General features: G+C 48.3%; 22 protein-coding genes. 12 read left to right on the forward strand and 10 right to left on the reverse strand.

All coding sequences use genetic code 11. The annotated features are described in order from the left end of the window. Nucleotides 1-85: 85 nt before the first annotated feature. On the reverse strand, nt 86-403 hold the full coding sequence (locus ACTJI9_RS11135) for a hypothetical protein (RefSeq protein ID WP_440807991.1): 318 nt from the start codon (nt 401-403) through the stop codon (nt 86-88). Between the two features lie 180 nt (nt 404-583). Further along, nucleotides 584-1,012, reverse strand: a complete 429-nt coding sequence (locus ACTJI9_RS11140) for a hypothetical protein (protein WP_440807994.1) — start codon at nt 1,010-1,012, stop codon at nt 584-586. A gap of 387 nt (nt 1,013-1,399) precedes the next feature. Here ACTJI9_RS11140 and ACTJI9_RS11145 point away from each other — a divergent pair, with 387 nt between their 5' ends. Next, the gene (locus ACTJI9_RS11145) at nt 1,400-2,197 is read left to right on the forward strand and encodes a class I SAM-dependent methyltransferase (RefSeq protein ID WP_440807997.1); all 798 of its coding nucleotides are present in this window, start codon (nt 1,400-1,402) and stop codon (nt 2,195-2,197) included. A gap of 184 nt (nt 2,198-2,381) precedes the next feature. Here the strand turns inward: ACTJI9_RS11145 and ACTJI9_RS11150 are convergent, their stop codons facing one another. After that, the gene (locus tag ACTJI9_RS11150) at nt 2,382-2,789 is read right to left on the reverse strand and encodes a hypothetical protein (protein ID WP_440807999.1); all 408 of its coding nucleotides are present in this window, start codon (nt 2,787-2,789) and stop codon (nt 2,382-2,384) included. Nucleotides 2,790-2,967: 178 nt separating this feature from the next. On the opposite strand from ACTJI9_RS11150, the gene ACTJI9_RS11155 reads away from it, so the two are divergent. Then, on the forward strand, nt 2,968-3,375 hold the full coding sequence (locus tag ACTJI9_RS11155) for a hypothetical protein (protein ID WP_440808001.1): 408 nt from the start codon (nt 2,968-2,970) through the stop codon (nt 3,373-3,375). Between the two features lie 71 nt (nt 3,376-3,446). Then, the gene (locus tag ACTJI9_RS11160; protein ID WP_440808003.1) at nt 3,447-3,623 is read left to right on the forward strand and encodes a hypothetical protein; all 177 of its coding nucleotides are present in this window, start codon (nt 3,447-3,449) and stop codon (nt 3,621-3,623) included. A 75-nt stretch (nt 3,624-3,698) separates the two neighbouring features. Here the strand turns inward: ACTJI9_RS11160 and ACTJI9_RS11165 are convergent, their stop codons facing one another. Further along, a complete protein-coding gene (locus tag ACTJI9_RS11165) occupies nt 3,699-4,577 on the reverse strand; it encodes a tetratricopeptide repeat protein (RefSeq protein WP_440808006.1) in 879 nt (292 codons plus the stop codon). A gap of 158 nt (nt 4,578-4,735) precedes the next feature. On the opposite strand from ACTJI9_RS11165, the gene ACTJI9_RS11170 reads away from it, so the two are divergent. The 7 genes from ACTJI9_RS11170 to ACTJI9_RS11200 all read left to right on the forward strand — a co-directional run bounded on the left by ACTJI9_RS11170 (nt 4,736) and on the right by ACTJI9_RS11200 (nt 8,867). Then, on the forward strand, nt 4,736-5,014 hold the full coding sequence (locus tag ACTJI9_RS11170; protein WP_440808008.1) for a DUF982 domain-containing protein: 279 nt from the start codon (nt 4,736-4,738) through the stop codon (nt 5,012-5,014). 81 nt (nt 5,015-5,095) lie between these two features. Then, nucleotides 5,096-5,365, forward strand: a complete 270-nt coding sequence (locus ACTJI9_RS11175; protein WP_440808011.1) for a hypothetical protein — start codon at nt 5,096-5,098, stop codon at nt 5,363-5,365. Beyond that, on the forward strand, nt 5,362-5,562 hold the full coding sequence (locus ACTJI9_RS11180; protein WP_440808013.1) for a hypothetical protein: 201 nt from the start codon (nt 5,362-5,364) through the stop codon (nt 5,560-5,562). The genes ACTJI9_RS11175 and ACTJI9_RS11180 overlap by 4 nt, the downstream gene beginning before the upstream one ends. A 23-nt stretch (nt 5,563-5,585) precedes the next feature. Continuing rightward, a complete protein-coding gene (locus tag ACTJI9_RS11185) occupies nt 5,586-6,344 on the forward strand; it encodes a hypothetical protein (protein ID WP_440808015.1) in 759 nt (252 codons plus the stop codon). A gap of 63 nt (nt 6,345-6,407) precedes the next feature. Next, complete coding sequence (locus ACTJI9_RS11190) at nt 6,408-7,004, forward strand: hypothetical protein (protein ID WP_440808017.1); 597 nt, start codon at nt 6,408-6,410, stop codon at nt 7,002-7,004. Nucleotides 7,005-7,171: 167 nt separating this feature from the next. Then, nucleotides 7,172-7,702: a hypothetical protein gene (locus ACTJI9_RS11195; protein WP_440808020.1), complete on the forward strand. Its 531-nt coding sequence runs from the start codon at nt 7,172-7,174 to the stop codon at nt 7,700-7,702. A 268-nt stretch (nt 7,703-7,970) separates the two neighbouring features. Beyond that, a complete protein-coding gene (locus ACTJI9_RS11200; protein ID WP_440808023.1) occupies nt 7,971-8,867 on the forward strand; it encodes a hypothetical protein in 897 nt (298 codons plus the stop codon). Nucleotides 8,868-8,981: 114 nt separating this feature from the next. On the opposite strand, the gene ACTJI9_RS11205 is transcribed toward ACTJI9_RS11200, so the two are convergent. Both ACTJI9_RS11205 and ACTJI9_RS11210 read right to left on the reverse strand, forming a co-directional pair. Beyond that, nucleotides 8,982-9,260, reverse strand: coding sequence for a hypothetical protein (locus tag ACTJI9_RS11205; protein ID WP_440808026.1), 279 nt, complete (start codon nt 9,258-9,260; stop codon nt 8,982-8,984). Further along, the gene (locus tag ACTJI9_RS11210) at nt 9,260-9,676 is read right to left on the reverse strand and encodes a hypothetical protein (protein ID WP_440808029.1); all 417 of its coding nucleotides are present in this window, start codon (nt 9,674-9,676) and stop codon (nt 9,260-9,262) included. The genes ACTJI9_RS11205 and ACTJI9_RS11210 overlap by 1 nt, the downstream gene beginning before the upstream one ends. Before the next feature lie 105 nt (nt 9,677-9,781). On the opposite strand from ACTJI9_RS11210, the gene ACTJI9_RS11215 reads away from it, so the two are divergent. Beyond that, complete coding sequence (locus tag ACTJI9_RS11215) at nt 9,782-10,021, forward strand: helix-turn-helix domain-containing protein (RefSeq protein ID WP_440808031.1); 240 nt, start codon at nt 9,782-9,784, stop codon at nt 10,019-10,021. 62 nt (nt 10,022-10,083) lie between these two features. On the opposite strand, the gene ACTJI9_RS11220 is transcribed toward ACTJI9_RS11215, so the two are convergent. After that, entirely contained in the window at nt 10,084-10,557 is a 474-nt protein-coding gene (locus tag ACTJI9_RS11220; protein WP_440808034.1) for a hypothetical protein, read from the reverse strand. Between the two features lie 600 nt (nt 10,558-11,157). Here ACTJI9_RS11220 and ACTJI9_RS11225 point away from each other — a divergent pair. Next, the gene (locus tag ACTJI9_RS11225; RefSeq protein WP_440808036.1) at nt 11,158-12,039 is read left to right on the forward strand and encodes a hypothetical protein; all 882 of its coding nucleotides are present in this window, start codon (nt 11,158-11,160) and stop codon (nt 12,037-12,039) included. 39 nt (nt 12,040-12,078) lie between these two features. On the opposite strand, the gene ACTJI9_RS11230 is transcribed toward ACTJI9_RS11225, so the two are convergent. The 3 genes from ACTJI9_RS11230 to ACTJI9_RS11240 all read right to left on the reverse strand — a co-directional run bounded on the left by ACTJI9_RS11230 (nt 12,079) and on the right by ACTJI9_RS11240 (nt 15,087). Beyond that, nucleotides 12,079-13,677, reverse strand: coding sequence for a hypothetical protein (locus ACTJI9_RS11230; protein WP_440808039.1), 1,599 nt, complete (start codon nt 13,675-13,677; stop codon nt 12,079-12,081). 33 nt (nt 13,678-13,710) lie between these two features. Then, nucleotides 13,711-13,884, reverse strand: coding sequence for a hypothetical protein (locus ACTJI9_RS11235; protein ID WP_440808041.1), 174 nt, complete (start codon nt 13,882-13,884; stop codon nt 13,711-13,713). Nucleotides 13,885-14,190: 306 nt separating this feature from the next. Next, nucleotides 14,191-15,087 carry a hypothetical protein gene (locus ACTJI9_RS11240; protein WP_440808044.1) on the reverse strand — a complete coding sequence of 299 codons (897 nt, stop codon included), beginning with the start codon at nt 15,085-15,087 and terminating at the stop codon, nt 14,191-14,193. Nucleotides 15,088-15,144: the final 57 nt, after the last annotated feature.

Here is a 15,144-nt window from a genome sequence, read left to right on the forward strand (position 1 = left end):
CAAACTGACCCGTTGTGATATCACGGCAAGCCCACACAAGCTGACCATACTGGTTGTAGAACATATCCCAATCGGAGCCCGCGTTTTATCCTCCTCCACCTCTGCAACCACTGCTGCTGTTTGCGCATGCAACCGCAACCGCGCCGACCAGTAGAACCGCCGCTCCAGCAGCGATGGCAGTGTTTTGCGCCTGAACAATTGAAGGGCAATTGAGTGGAGCAATCCCGCGCCGAGTAAGCTCCATCTCAAGATCGAGCCTGAATGTCGGGTCTTGCGCCTTCAGGTAGGCACGGCAGATAGAAGTTTTATCCCCTTTGGTCTTATCCTTGTAGAAGCTTTCGCTTGAAGTCGTGCAGCCAGCAGCAATCGCCGCCACCATTAGCAGCGAGCAAATTCTTTTCATTATGCGTATCCCCATTCGTTCCCCAGGGACAATCAATCGGTATTGGAGGCTCCGCACAAGTAGGAGGCGAGTAGTTAGGCTAACCACTTCTAGCTAGTTTGTACGTTTTTCGATATTGAGCTCGTATTGATGAGAGGAAGGGATAGTTGCAGCTGGCCTTAGGAGCCTCAATCTTTCGTTTTACTTGGTGACGGTAATATGAGCCGTCACATCCTGCGTAAAGCCCACACCAAGATTGCGGATGGTGACACTATCATTTCCTACAAACCCCGGCTTGGACATGTACACGGCGTTGATATGCATCAACTTCTTGTTGTTGCAATGATAAAATTTAGCGCTCCGTGGAAGCGTCACTGGTTGGTTTCTAACCGTTGAAAATCCAATTTTGCCGTTCTTCGGTAGTTTTATTACCTTCATCGAGACAGGGCCACCTTCACGACATGCCTCATCATATGAAAGCAATTGATCGACGTACGTCATGCGCCCTGACTTTACCGTTACATTACCCGATACCTTCGAAGCGTCGGTTAACCCGCGTCCTTCATACGTTGTCGCACAACCCGTAGTTGCCAATGTTAAAAAGCACACCACTACCTTTGATAGTTTCAATGATTTATCCCCTTGAGGTCATCCCTCTGCCCCGGGAGCAATTGATACCTGAATTCCTCCTGCAGTAAAGCGCAAGCCAAATTTTCATCGACGGTCGCAAAGTCAGATTGGTAAGGGGTTGATCCAGTTGATGGATTAGATGACCATTCCTCAACCACTTCGCGGTAGGCATGAAATTGGTCAATAACCACCTAGCGTCACTTTCTCACCTTATCGACTTCTGCGTATGTGATTGCACAACTCTCATCGCAGATCTGAATAATCTTGGTATGGCGCGTTATTACATTGTTTTTTACAGAGAATTAAATCGCAGCAAAGACTATATTGCCGAAATCACTTTGCGACTGGTAGAGTACACCTCTAAACTATGGATACTCGGGAGGGGTAATGGATAGTTTTATTGGTCGAATACTTGCCAGCGCCGATGCACAAGACGGTGATCTACCGGGCTTTCCGCCACCAGAAGTGCAGGCTCGGTTTGTGGGGCGGAGCGGTCGCGATGCGCTAAGTGAAGTGGTGCCGTTCGTCTCGCTTATTCAGGACTATTCGTCACCTTCGAACAGCACGCAAGTGCTGGATTTTGGTTGTGGGTGGGGCAGAATTGCTCGTTTCTTTCAAAACTCTGTAGACGCAGAGGCCCTGAAACTGGCTGATGTCGATCCGGAGGCGTTGAATTGGTGCAAGGACAGTGGCGTAAAAGGAACAAGGTATCTCTTGGAGCCAACCGGAAATCTGCCATTTAACAACAATTCCCTCGATGTCGCTTATTCCTATTCTGTGTTTTCCCACCTGTCGGAAGGGTCTGCTGTCCATTGGTTGAATGAGTTACATCGTGCGCTTCGACCAAACGGTATATTGATCTTCACGACGCAATCTATGCGGTTCCTACAATTGGTTTTGGCCTGTAATCAAAAGACCGATCCGAGCGCAATGGAAGCTAGCATTGGGACATACATGGGACGGAATCCTCAAAGATCCGTCGAACAGTTCCAGTCCGGTCAACACGCGTATTCTGATGTGAATGGCTTAGGCGGCGGTGGGATGTTAAGCGGGGACTTCTACGGATGGGCTGCCATCCCTCAGAAATGGTTTGAAAACCACTTTAGGTGGGCCTTTCATGTCGAAGAGTACATTGATGATCCAGCTGTGCTCGAACAAGCCGTCTATGTTGCGCGTAAAAAGTAACCAACGACAGACATTCAGCTAAGGAGACATGCAGGATCAATTCTTAATGACCGACCAACCAATCAAAGATCCAGAGAGTGGCCGTTTCCTAACGGGAAATATCGGGGCGGCAGGCCGAAGGGTTCCCGCAATAAGTTGGGTGATATCTTCGCATTCCTGACCACTGACGCCCGCCCTATGACGACTATTCTTCAAGAAAACGTGTGATTGAAGGTCTGCCGTGCCAGTCTGATATTTGGACTGATTGAGGACATAACTCATTTTGATTGTAAGGCGTTGGAGGGTCTTCCATAATTGACCCCCATTTCAGCACTGTTTGGGAAACACCATAAATAATCACCGAGTTGTTATGTTGGATGTAAATGAACCACACTCCTTCACTTGCATCAGTTTCAATATACTTCACGGGGATATCACGAAAAAATTTATCGATGTTTCTGTTTGGCCCGACTCCATCTGCACTGACGCAAACTTTATCAGCAATAGACGACAACGAAGCTATTCCACCATTGCGTTTGGCATCATTAATCAAAATCTCTGCGATTTCATCTCCACTTTGATAAGGGAAGTTCCATCGTTCAATTTTATCCATGACCAGATCAATAATTAATAGGATCGGTATAAAAGACAAAAATGCAAAGACTGAGGAAATGAAGACGATTTTGCCCCATCTAATCCACACGTTAAATTCTTTCCATATTAAAGGACTATTCTAGATCTACGCGAGTATCATACAACGGCAAGTCATTATTATGTAATTGAACACGAAAATGGATGTTGAGGGTTTAGTGTCGACGATTGTAGAAGAATGGCGTTTTCTGGATCGAGCGGGGCTGCAATTTTTCTACTATAAGTATTCACCACCGCTGGGGGCTATAAGAATGACCAAATTCGCATGCTTAGTTTGCCTCGCAGTTTTTTGTTTTTTATTCATTTCAGTGGTTGGTCTAACAGCGTATTATTCTGGACAAGACGGCAGTCCACCACATTCGGTTGAAGTACTCTTCACTGTTATATCTTTGGCAGTGGTGGGGTTATTCCCTTTCAGTATTGCAAGTCTCTTACTTACATTGGGATGGCCATTAATAGCGCGCGATAGCTTGTTCTCTAAAAATGCAGAAAACCACCCAATTACTTGGTTCGTCTGGCGTGAAGTGCGCAATAAAAAATGGCGCTGACAACGTCCTTGTGGCTGATCAAAACGTAGCGCAGTCCGTCATCTATTTGTCGAAATCAAAGAAGAAGCCTGATGTCTGAAAAACAAGACGAAGAGATTGAGGCGGTGTGGGCTGATAAATCTCAAGAGTCCAAGGTGGTTTGGCCGAACGGCTATTATCAACTTGGGTTTATTTGCGTCGCAATGGTCCTGTTGGTCATGGTCATACTTGCCTTGGAATATGACCCAATCTTATCGAAAAAGTTCTGATGTCTGAAACACCGCCCTCGCCTAAGCCCGAATACCCGTCGCACCGGATGCGAACAACCGTTGCTGAGTTCCAGATTATCCTTTCACTAGCAGCCCCGCCTCTGTCATTTGGTCTAAAATGCGCTGGGATGACTCATGACCGTTTGCAGCAGCCTTTCTAAACCATTCGGCAGCTTTGCTGGTGCTTTGTTCAACACCGTCACCTCTATAGTACACCCCACCTACATTGTATTGAGCATATGCGTCGCCTTGATTGGCCGCTTTCTCAAACAGTTCCAATGCACGTTTGTAATCGACAGGTACTGACCGGCCGTCGTGGTGCATGAGACCTAGAGCGTTTTGGCAGTTTGACAAATTCAATTCTGAGCATTTTTCAAGCCAAGCATAAGCCTTGGCGTCGTCTTGAGACACCCCCAAACCGTTAAGATACATGCTTCCAACATTGTACATCGATTCCGGCACGCCGCCGTTCGCTGCCTTTTCATACCAGTTGAAGGCAGTAGCATCATTTTTTGCCACCCCTAGTCCAGCATCATAAGCCCCACCGAGCTTGTATTGAGCGAACGGATAATTGCCGTCAGCGGCCAATCGATACCAATATAAGGCTTGGCTCCGATCACTTGGCACCCCCTGACCAGTTTCATAAAGCAAACCTAAATTAAACTGAGCAACGGTATCGCCTTTATTTGCGGCCTTCCGATAAAGGTCCGTCGAAATATTGAAGTTTACATCCACGCCCAGACCGGTGTGGTACATGTATCCGAGATTAACCTGAGCTTGCGCTACGCCGTTTTCTGCGAGCGGCGTGAGAAGGCGCAGTGCTTCGGCATAGTCTTTCTTTTCCAGGGCGACTTGAGCATCAGTTAGGCCTCTCACGGTGGAAGCAAAGAGATACCAGACAGTACCGCCGAGACATACAACCGCCACAACGATAATCAGAATAAATCTCTTCAAGACCCCCTCCCGACGTGCGCAATGCAATTCGCACTAGAAACATAATAACGCAATTCTGCTTTAAGCATAAGCACGAAGGCAAGGTTTAGCGGAACTGATCCGCCGCAAGAGTCGTTCACCGACTCATGGAAGATAAACCCTTCAAAGAAGTAACCGTAATGACCCGCCAACTCGGCATGATGAAGGTAATAACCTCCATCATGCAGGCCGCAGAGTTCATTGTGAATGAGTGGCCTGGCACGGATACTGAAAGGCTCGATATCGCCAAGCATGCACTGCTGGAATGTTATGACGGGAAGCTGTCGCCCGGCGTTGCGCGAATGGCTTTCATTGAGGCAGCTAAAGAAGCTGACATATACATCGAGGCCATTGGCCGCCCGCCATCAACCGGCAAGGTTGATAAGTGGCGCAACGGCAAGATGAGGCGCAGGGCATGAGGCGGCGTTACCGAGCGGAATTGGTAGAGACAGCTTCATTATTTCTTGCCATAGTCCGATACCGAAATGGGAGGGAAACAAATGTACGAAGCGCTCGACAACTTCTTTGACACTGAAAACTGGCATTCAAACCATGCAATCCAAGATAGGGAGTTTGCACGGGCTCTCCATGAGGTGGTGCACAAAAAAGATTTCAGCCCTGAGGAAATGCGCAATTATATCCGTCAGAAGCACGGCCTGACAGGCGAGACCAACAGTGAAAAGGATCGCGCCGTGGACCGGTTGGTTGCCAAAGCATGGGCGGTTCGCGAGTATTTTGATGCAAATGGGGAAAAGGGTTTGCGGTCATGAAGAACGCGCAAATAACTTGGCTGGAAAAAGAGATCGACATTTTGCATGGCAGGATCACTGCCATAACGGGTGGCGCGAGATTTTCTCATTGCCATCACGGACCGGGTTCCGAAGTTGATACTACGGATGCGGATTTAGCGAAAGCTCAAGCCGACCTTCCGATGCTCCAGGCAATGCTCGCTAGATTGAAGGAATAAGTCCCGAAGGCCGTGAAAATCAATTGAAAAATATCGATATCAAAACGCTTCGCAACTTGAGCGTCATGCTAAACGGTGTCGCGATCCCCGCACGATCTCTCGAAAATGTACTCAACAAATACGTTACCAATCTTGTCGTTTACAACGAACACCCAGTTTACAAGGTAACTTTGAAAGGCTCGGCCTTACCTGTCTACTACAGGGGACGGTATTTTCTTGTGTGCGCCGGGCACCAATTAAAGGACGTGGACCCCGAGCACGTCTCGATGTTCACAAATGACGGAAAATATTTGGTATCCAGTGGGGGTGTAAAGCACTTCAACTTAACCGGACCTTCTGAAACAGACCATCTGGACGTCGCTGCGTTTGACTTCACGGAGCCTTGCGCTGCGCACCCCGAATTGAGGTCCCGATTCTTTGGTTTAAATCGTATTCCTCCGAGCGGTTACAATGATGATATTTTATGCGCAGTGGTCTGCGGGTTTCCTTCCATGGACCAGAAGTATGAGCTGGAAGAGAAGAACCATCTAGGATTGGTCAAGCGGACAATAATTTGCCGACTAGGCAGGCAGCCCGCCGATAATTCGACCGTAATATTGAAGATTGACCCACCACTCGATTTCGATCCGGATGGATTGAGTGGTGGCACTGTCTTTATTATTCAGATGCATCCCAACCAGCCAGCCGCCTATCTGGCAGGTATGGTCTTACGGGGCGGACGAGAACATCTTTACATACTGAAAATTGGCAATATCGTCGCGTTCTTGGATAGTGTTATGTGAATGCCCGCCCATGCCTAAAAAAGCAAATATTTTTCCGGCCCAAAGAGCAGGACAATAAATCGGATGGCATCTTTTTTCTTCGACGTTCGATCTTACAAGCTCCACTTCGGATTGGACCTACTTCAATCAAGTTTCGAAATTTCGATGGAGGCGCTTTATGAGCGGATACGATCTGCCGAGGCTAAATTAGCGCATTACATGGAGAATGGAGGTATCGTCGAACGTGATGCAGAAGGGAACGTAATTTTTGACGAGGTCATTGTTCACGAGTTTGAGCTAGAAGAAGCGACCGAATGTGCCAATACTTTCAGAAAGTCGTTTATGATGTCAATCTATCACCAATGGGAGCGGTACGCTCGGTCAGTTGTGGGAAGCAATGAATTCACACATCCAAAGCTCATTGCGAAGCTGGACGCAAAAGGAATAGTGACCGATCCTTCAATTACGGAGATCCATTGTCTTGTAAACGTTATCAAGCACAACTCTCGGGCCTGGGCAGAGAAGCTCTTCGATAAAAACCCGAACCTTTTTTCAACTTTGTTTGCAAAACTGCCGGACAAAGAAATCGATTGGTATGAGGCTTTGATTTTGACCGACAACGACGTCATGCGTCTGATCGGTATCATTAGGAACTCTGTGCCTTTGCCTACGGCTGGTTAGACCGCCGATTCGCGCTCTACTCGCTCCAGCCTATCCAACACCTGCATATTCAAATCACGCTGCCCGAAGAAGCCGTATTGTGTCTGATCGAATCGTGTGATGGCTTGCTTTAAGGCCAGTCTGCAAATAATCATTGCGTTCTGGAGCGGTGAAGGCGGGCACCAATTATGCGGGCAGGATTTCTCACATTTTTCGTGGCAGTATTTGTGGCCTCACCTGTCTCGGCAGATCGCTCATGTGCTGAGGTGAACAAGTTTTATGAAAACACCAGAAACGTCAGCCGGTACCAGACGACAATTACACATACACCACCCGGTTCGACAACACGTACTTTCCTTGTTGAGGCCAGATTTAACGGCTTGGACCGTTTTGAACGTGACGCCAATGGAAACTGGTCACTGCATCATAGAGACCTCATGGTGCTTGATCCCGACTACCCAACCTTTTCCAATTGCGCCCGCCAACCGGATGAAACCGTCAATGGGCAAAAAATAATTACATACGTCGGAGAATGGCAGCGCGGGCGCCGCCGCGCAAATATTGTGTTCCGAACGTCCGCTGATACCGGTCGGGCGATTGATGTCACTCGCGAAATGACATTGACCGACAAGGGATTTCCTTTCGATATAAAGGGGGCAAAGACAGTGGAGACATTCACGTATGATCGATCAGTGCCTAACCCGACTTCATATCGTTAGAACAGCGATACTTATTGCGAACCAGCGGCTTTCAAGTCGCCCTCTAATCTCTCCAGACGATCCCACAAATATGGTGCATTGGAATCCGCTCGCCGCGCCTTTCATCACACGCTCTATTTCTGTCCAAAAAAGTACTTGAAGCAACCGCTTACTGCTGTAATGTTCTTATAATGTTCCAGTTGCCGAGAAGCAAATAAGGGATCAAAAACAGGCACGATTTTCGGTGGCATTTATTCTCTAAACTGTTTTCAAGCCAGATGGGTGGGGCATGTCTTTGTCGGTACGTTATTTCCTTTTTCCAGAGGGTTCAGAGCCCTTGCGCCTCTCACAGAGGCTTATAGATGGGCTTGTTCGAGGAACCGACGCGCTCCCTCAGTTTGCAAACTCCTCCCAAAAAGTCATGGATGTCTTGCTGGAAAATGTGGATGGGAAAGCGGTGGAAATACACAGCGCTAGCGGCTCAATTTGGGCGTTCGACAAAGCTGGAGTGGTTTCTGCACACCTCCGCGAAGCGATGGCCGCATTCATGGATGTTGCCTCGCAGCGAACAGCAACGTCTTCCACGGTTGTAGCGCTACAACCTCGTCTAGACAAAAAACGCGTAGAAGAAAAATATCGATGGAAACCGACTCGCGTCCATATCGACCGTGTTGCCAAGGACATTTGGCCCAAAGTTAAAGGCGACCGTTTAAAGGACGCAAAGGGCGTAGCCGGGCGCCGACCGCCCCTTACTTATGATGCCAAGAACGCCATTGAAAAAGCCTCGGCAGAATTTTGGAAAATCGCCAACGAAATTGAAGATTTAAAACCGCCAAGCTTAAAAGGCTTCCTGTACGAAGTACGCCAACGTTTCTCCAATGACCCAGATTATCGGCACCTCTATGAGGCTTTAGCGAAGATGGGTGAAGATCAATTGGAGCTGTTAAAGCGCCGAGAGAGTGGTAACGGCGTTTGGTACGCTGTCGTAGAGGTTTGGCGTTCTACAGGCGCGCATTCCAGCGATGTCATCCAAGTATTTCACCGTAGATGTGAGGACCGCCAAAAGGCAGTTATTGCAACCCGAGAACTTCTTGCGAAACACGCTGGCCTTTTTGATGACGGTATCACTTTAGAGGCCAGCGTTATGACGGACACTGAATGGAAATCGCATCCGCATGCAAAATGACAACTCACGCATCTACAGCGCGAGGGGTCCAGTCGCACATCGTGCGTACGAGCCAATTGTACCACGCTTTAAGCTTGGCCTGCACGACTGGAGCGATTACGATAAGTTCGTGCACTATGCCGCCTCCTGCTTTGAGGATGCTATATACTCTTTAATCTGAAGGTCTGAGAAATCGCTTACAAACTTTGAAACTTCTTCGCTTGCAACTATGGCGTGGTGAATCGTTTCTGCGATGTCGCTTAAAATATCTTCGGCTATTCCTCCCGAGTTGACCCCCAGCCGCAACGCGTAGGCACACACATGCAATGTTGAGGTAATTTGATTGCACTTATCTGTCGGGGCATGGATTTCATAGAATGGGGCGCTTTTGCGTGCAGTTACCTTGAGGGCCATTATGCATCCCTCCGCACGACAACGGCTGTGCCTGCCTCTGGTGTGATTTTAAAATCATAATTACCAGGAGCGAGTTTCTCCATCGCAGCCTTGAGGTTCATCGCAGCGACCTCCGCTTGTTTTTCGGGGCGCAACTCAAGGTGCGAGGCGATAAATCCAACTGACCATTCACCTTTAGAGTTGGTAGGGTGAATAACGGCATGCATCGACCCATTGCAATAATCATTGAGGGCCTCTGCCAACCCCCATCCTAAACGGCTGACCCGATCAACTGGCAGCTCTGTAGTAACGGGCGTAGCGTGTGCATTAGCCGCGACAAGGGTTGCCGGGATAGTGGACGCGATCGCACACCGCAGTAGCGAGCGGCGATCCATTTTAGTGGAGTTAGTGTTATCAACCTGTACATGTTGTCCCATAGTGGGGCTCCTTCGTTGTAACTTTTGTTTATAAATGCTATCTTTCTAAAAACATAAGTTATGAATTTGAAACTTGCAAGCTAAAACTTACGAAAAAGGAAAGTTATGATTACATCGGAACAATGCAGGGCGGCCCGTGCGCTCCTAAACTGGACGCAAGCGGATTTGGCAGAACGGGTTTCGATTAGTCCAGTCTCGATACGAGCATTCGAAAAAGGGGGGGAGATGCGTGGATCCAACCGCAAGCTAATACGCTTAACTTTGGAACAGGCAGGCATAACATTTATTGCAGAAAACGGCGGCGGGGCAGGCGTACGGCTCGCCAATCCTAAAAATATGAAATAGCAAGGCGTGCTTCTGACTATTGGAACATGCCTAGCCCAATCTTGTCTGAAAACGAGTGGCGGTTAATTGCAATCGCTTGGTGTGATGGAGAAAGAACGCTTACTTCCGTGGATTGTATATTCATAGACTACAGAAGAAAGCTCTTTCGACGAAAATGAACTTCTCCAGGTATTGCACATTCCAACCAGCCCCGAAGTCTTCACCTCATTGATATCTGCATCTGCCGGTACACTGTCATCAATAGCGAAATGATAGAAAAACGATCCGTTTGAATAACTGACAGAATTCAACGTAGTGACATTATCTATCTGTTTCGGCATTGTTTTGTTCATCTCGGTGACGGTGCGATAGACATTAACCTGAGGCAGGACGAGGTATTTGGTTATTTGGGGTGAGCAAACGCAAGCAATCAATATCAAGCCACTCTTTACACCTTTATGGGTAAGTGGAATGCCAGCCAAAACGCCCACTCCCCCACAGGCCGCTCCCACAATTGCGTAAATAGCTATGTTCGGTAGCGCTGCCAGATACTCCATGAATCCCCCTGATAAATAGCCCCACTGAAGTAGCGCAATTTTCTCGCCAGTTGTCCAGTTAAGTTAACTGCGACCCGATTGTGATGCCCGCGCGCACGCACGACTCGTCAGCTCTTGCGGGACTTACAGAGGGCTCATCCAAAGGGAAGGCATTGGCAGATAATACAGCCTAAATACAGCCAGCGGCGAGAATTGATCTAGTGAATGGATCGGCCCCTTTTCTCTGTTAAAACAGAGGAAATACAGAGAGGCGGTTACTAACGGGAACCTTACAAAACCTGACATTCAACACGTCATTGCAATTACTGGCTGCATGGCTTTAAACGGAGGCTAGCGGGGTTTATGTTCAATCGGAAGCGACGAAATTATATGAACAGATGGAACATTCCAGCGCCTCCAGAATGCTAACAAATGCTAACATTCCAAACTCACTCCAATGATGACATTTCAGGGAGGGGGTTAAAATACGATTGCTGTTTGTTTTAATGATTTGGGCATTTTAAAATGGGTCAAAAAGGTTCGGCCCGATGATATTAAATGATATGGAAGCGGGAGTTATTGACTTGGACCACTTGGTACTGATGCCACAAGGATACGGGAATGCACGTCAAAAACTGGGATGATTACAAAGAACGCTTGCGGTTTAAGTATGGTCCCCGGCTTGCAACTGCCCTTATCAATCTTTCTACATTGCAAACTCGCTTGAAACTAAAGGGTAAAAAACCTGTCCGCGTATTAGTGGACAACAGCGTGCTTCAACACGGCATTACACATGAAACAGCGTGGGTCTCTACTGGTGAGAAAAAGTGGGGTGACATCGATGTCCCGACTGGCTACTCCGCAAGAATTCCCGTCCACGCTCATGACGACAACTCCGTGGACTATGGGAACGTCCAGTATCTGCCAGGAATTGCATACTTGGCAAAAAGGGGGCAGCTGGAATTAAAGACTTCGGGGGAGCTTCAAAATGAGCGGCTCAGTAAGCCTTCTGGGATGTTTAGCGGATATGGCTACTCGGATTTCAATGTTTTTCGAGATGTTCCCATGGAAAGCATTGGCGAACTAGCCTTCCCAACAATGGGTCCAAGTAGTTGGGGACTCCCCAGCGCGGCGGAGCAACAGCGCGAGCGGCTGAGCCAATCCACTGATGCGCGCTATCAAGCATTGGTTAAACAACTAGGTCAAAAAAACAGCCAAGATGCATGGCACATTCGAACAGCAGAAATTCACGCTTGTTTTTGCTTTCTTACAATGGACTACAGGCTCATACGAAATCTGTATAGTGCCAGGCTGGCCGAGCCAACTAAATCCCTGCAAACGCGGGTAATGACCCCTCAACAATTTGGACAACACTGGGGTTTGCTTCCCGTCCCCCCGCGCATTCTAAGTTACAATAATCCCGTGTTTGGTGTTCGTGCTGACCTGAACATGCCCGAGAGCCGTCGCCGGCCAAAACGCCGCTACAGCAAAAGTTCAAATTAGCCGCACTCCGGTTCCTCGAAAGGCTGTCGCCCATCGACGCTAGTAGCCCGCGAAGTCGACATTCCCGCGAAGCTTCGGATAATAGGACCGATCATCAGCAAGTATGTGGGTAGACTGAACGTATGGCCCGTATGGATCGGAATCGCTGTGTATGCGTCTGACGGCCATACCTGGAGCATGGAAGAACAGACAGCTATCTTCACCCATATTTTTCGCTGTTGCGTCTACTACACAATGTGCAAATATTCTTCGATCGTATAGTTGGGCTGGGCTAAAAGAGGCAATAGTTCCAAATTCAGTGACCCAGACATATCGAGGTAGATCAGTTTCGTTGAGCAGTTCATGCGTAGCGTTTGTTAGCCTGTTCCGGAGCATTCTGTGTTTGTATTTCCAGCCATAAGTGAGATAAGTCCGAGCCACTACAGTACCCGTATCGTGGCATAGTACAAACTCATCGCCCAATTCTTCGGAAGTTCCTAATTGAACTCCTGGAATTGCCTTTACATCTTGCCAAGTTGCCACATATTTGCCGAGCAAATCCCAAGCAAAGAGCTCAGCTTTTTCAGCCGGAAGAAAAACTTTGTCGGGGAGAGGAATTATGAGAAATTGAACGTTTTGCTCAACCGTGTAGGGTGTTTCACCAACAGCGTCACCAGCCACTACTGCCATACGAAGATTGGGACCTCGTTGATCGTCATTGATATAAAAAGCTGAGCAGAACGCTGCCCGAGTTGGACGCGGCGGCAGGTTCTGCGGCACCTGTTGCGAGAAAACTTGCCCCGAAGCTATAACAGCGTGGCCAATCGACCCCTCTCCACCCAATCCTACAATTACGGGGATACCTGAATCAACGTAACGATTTATTACATCCGCAGGCCTGATGCCCTGCCAATTTGCTTGCCCCGGTCCAGTACCCATGTAGATTAGAGGCTTGCGACCTGAAATTCGCAGGGCAGAAACCATTCCGCTAAGGCTGAGAAATTCCGAGCCATTGGGAAGTGTCGAGCTAACCGTGAACACTTCCTGCGCCATGGCAGCGTCGGTAACGCCAACCATCGAAACCCAAGCTCCACGATGTCGGACGTGAAAGTGACGAGCAGCAGACCAAATTGCCGCCTGAGCACACGCGCCGATCCTCTGGTCCTGCTGCGTCATCGGTAATGCCTCGATAAACAGCTCAGCTCCGAGGACGTGGACATAATACCGGCCCTTCACTAATGAGTGTTGTTCGTTTCCTACCGGAGGCGGAGGTGGCTGTAAGATAGCACTCGCAATCGGAGCCTGATGGACTGGTCGAAGAACAATATACCCAATGTAATGTGGTCCACATGCGTGCAATGCAATTGCAAGCTGTGAGGTTGTGGGCTGGTTGAAGATGTCTGCAAGACTGCATTTGAAGAAGTGAATGCGCTTACAAATCTTGCTGTGGCGTTTAAAAAGCCGCGAGTAGTAGGAAGAAAATGCGTCCGTAAAATCGCGGTCAATATACTCATCTTCCATCAAGAATGAGTTTGCGCCAACGTCGCGCAACTGCCGGATTAAGTTTGGCGTTAAATATGGATTTGCTTGATCTTGATTTAATAGGTTCGTTAGTTGCGCCCAACCATCTGCGTCCAACAGAACTGCGGTTATGGCCATTAAACGGCGGCTTCTATCTTGGGCCGCCCTTTACTAGGAAACAAGCAGTTGACCTGCCATTTTTTCTGCCAATCGAATATTGGCATCGACTTGTTTCAAGGCCTCAGCGGTTTCTGTTGAAATCCGGGTATCGAAGTTTTGAATCTGGTATTGGCCTGGCTTAGGCTGATTTCGTTGAACCGAATCATTGATGCGCTTCAGTTCCATGGCTCCGCTCCCTGCGTTTTGGTCGCTAAACTGTTGATGTGACTCGGTAATTCCCATAATCCAATGCTTGGAATCTGTTTAGAATCAAGGAGTTACAAGGTTTCAGCTTTTTGTAGTATGCATATAGCATCTAAAGAATCTACTAAAAACCTTGACAAGCGACCATTTTGCTCAGGCGGAGAACAGGGATTCGCATTGCAAATTACTCCGACATTGCCCGAGCGCAACCAAAATGGCTGTCGGAGTGCCCCCGACCCGGGGTGCCCTGAAACTTTGGATGCGCCACCTCGATTAACGATTAAAGCCCTAGCACTTTGAAAGAATTATGCTATCCACGGAAGGCTCCGCAACGGTGTTGTCAGCTTTCAAGATTCCGGACTCGATCAATGCCAGCCGATAGACTTCGATAAACTGACTTGCAATGCCCCACTCTTTGCTGGGCGGCGTCCCGCCGATGATCAAAGCCAAGACCCACAAAAGGTCGTGATATGCCTGCTCAAAATATTTCCGCAGATCAGCGAGCTTGTCTTCCATGCTTGCTGAGCCGGCATCGGTGGCATAGAGGAGATGGTTCCGGAATTCGGCGCGTGCGGTAAGAAATTCACGTAAAGTCGCTGTGTGCTGCTGCTTGATCGTCCGGCTTAAATCGGCGAGTAACATTTTCGCAGTATCCTTTGCGCGCACGTCATCACGCGAGATAACAATCGCGAAAGGGTCGCTTCTTAAAAGCTCTTCACCATTTGCGCCGATTAGCGCCAATTTGATTTGCTTACCGTCCACAACCGGCTTCGCGTTGAAGTTTATCACACCTTCTAGGCCCTCAAGCGTGAAGCCGTCCTTAAGCATGTCTGAAATTACAAATCGGAACTGGAGAAGAATAGGATAGAAAGCAAGTTTAACGATATGGTTTTTGAACTTCCGGACAAAATCCTTGTGCTCGGGAAAATTGTCCGCCTTAAGTTTAAGCCACTCAAAAATTGCAACGACAAGCTCCTCCTCACCCGCGATCAGACGGATAGCGCCCATTTCCTCGTCTACTCCGTCGAGTTTTTTCGAACGCTCATAATGTTCAAGCGCGCGTGCAACACGGGTCGCAACTTTTCGGGGCGCATGATTGAAGATGAAGTTGGCAACATCCTCCCCCACCAATGCCGAAAAAGGCGAAATGTCGATTTCAACTTTGTGGTCATATTTGATTTGCAACCTATTTGTCTCCCGGTGGAATCTCTTGTGTATTCCCTATTTCAACCAACTCAATTA

This window comes from Phyllobacterium sp. 22552 (assembly GCF_052044585.1).
GTDB classification, from domain to species: domain Bacteria; phylum Pseudomonadota; class Alphaproteobacteria; order Rhizobiales; family Rhizobiaceae; genus Phyllobacterium; species Phyllobacterium ifriqiyense.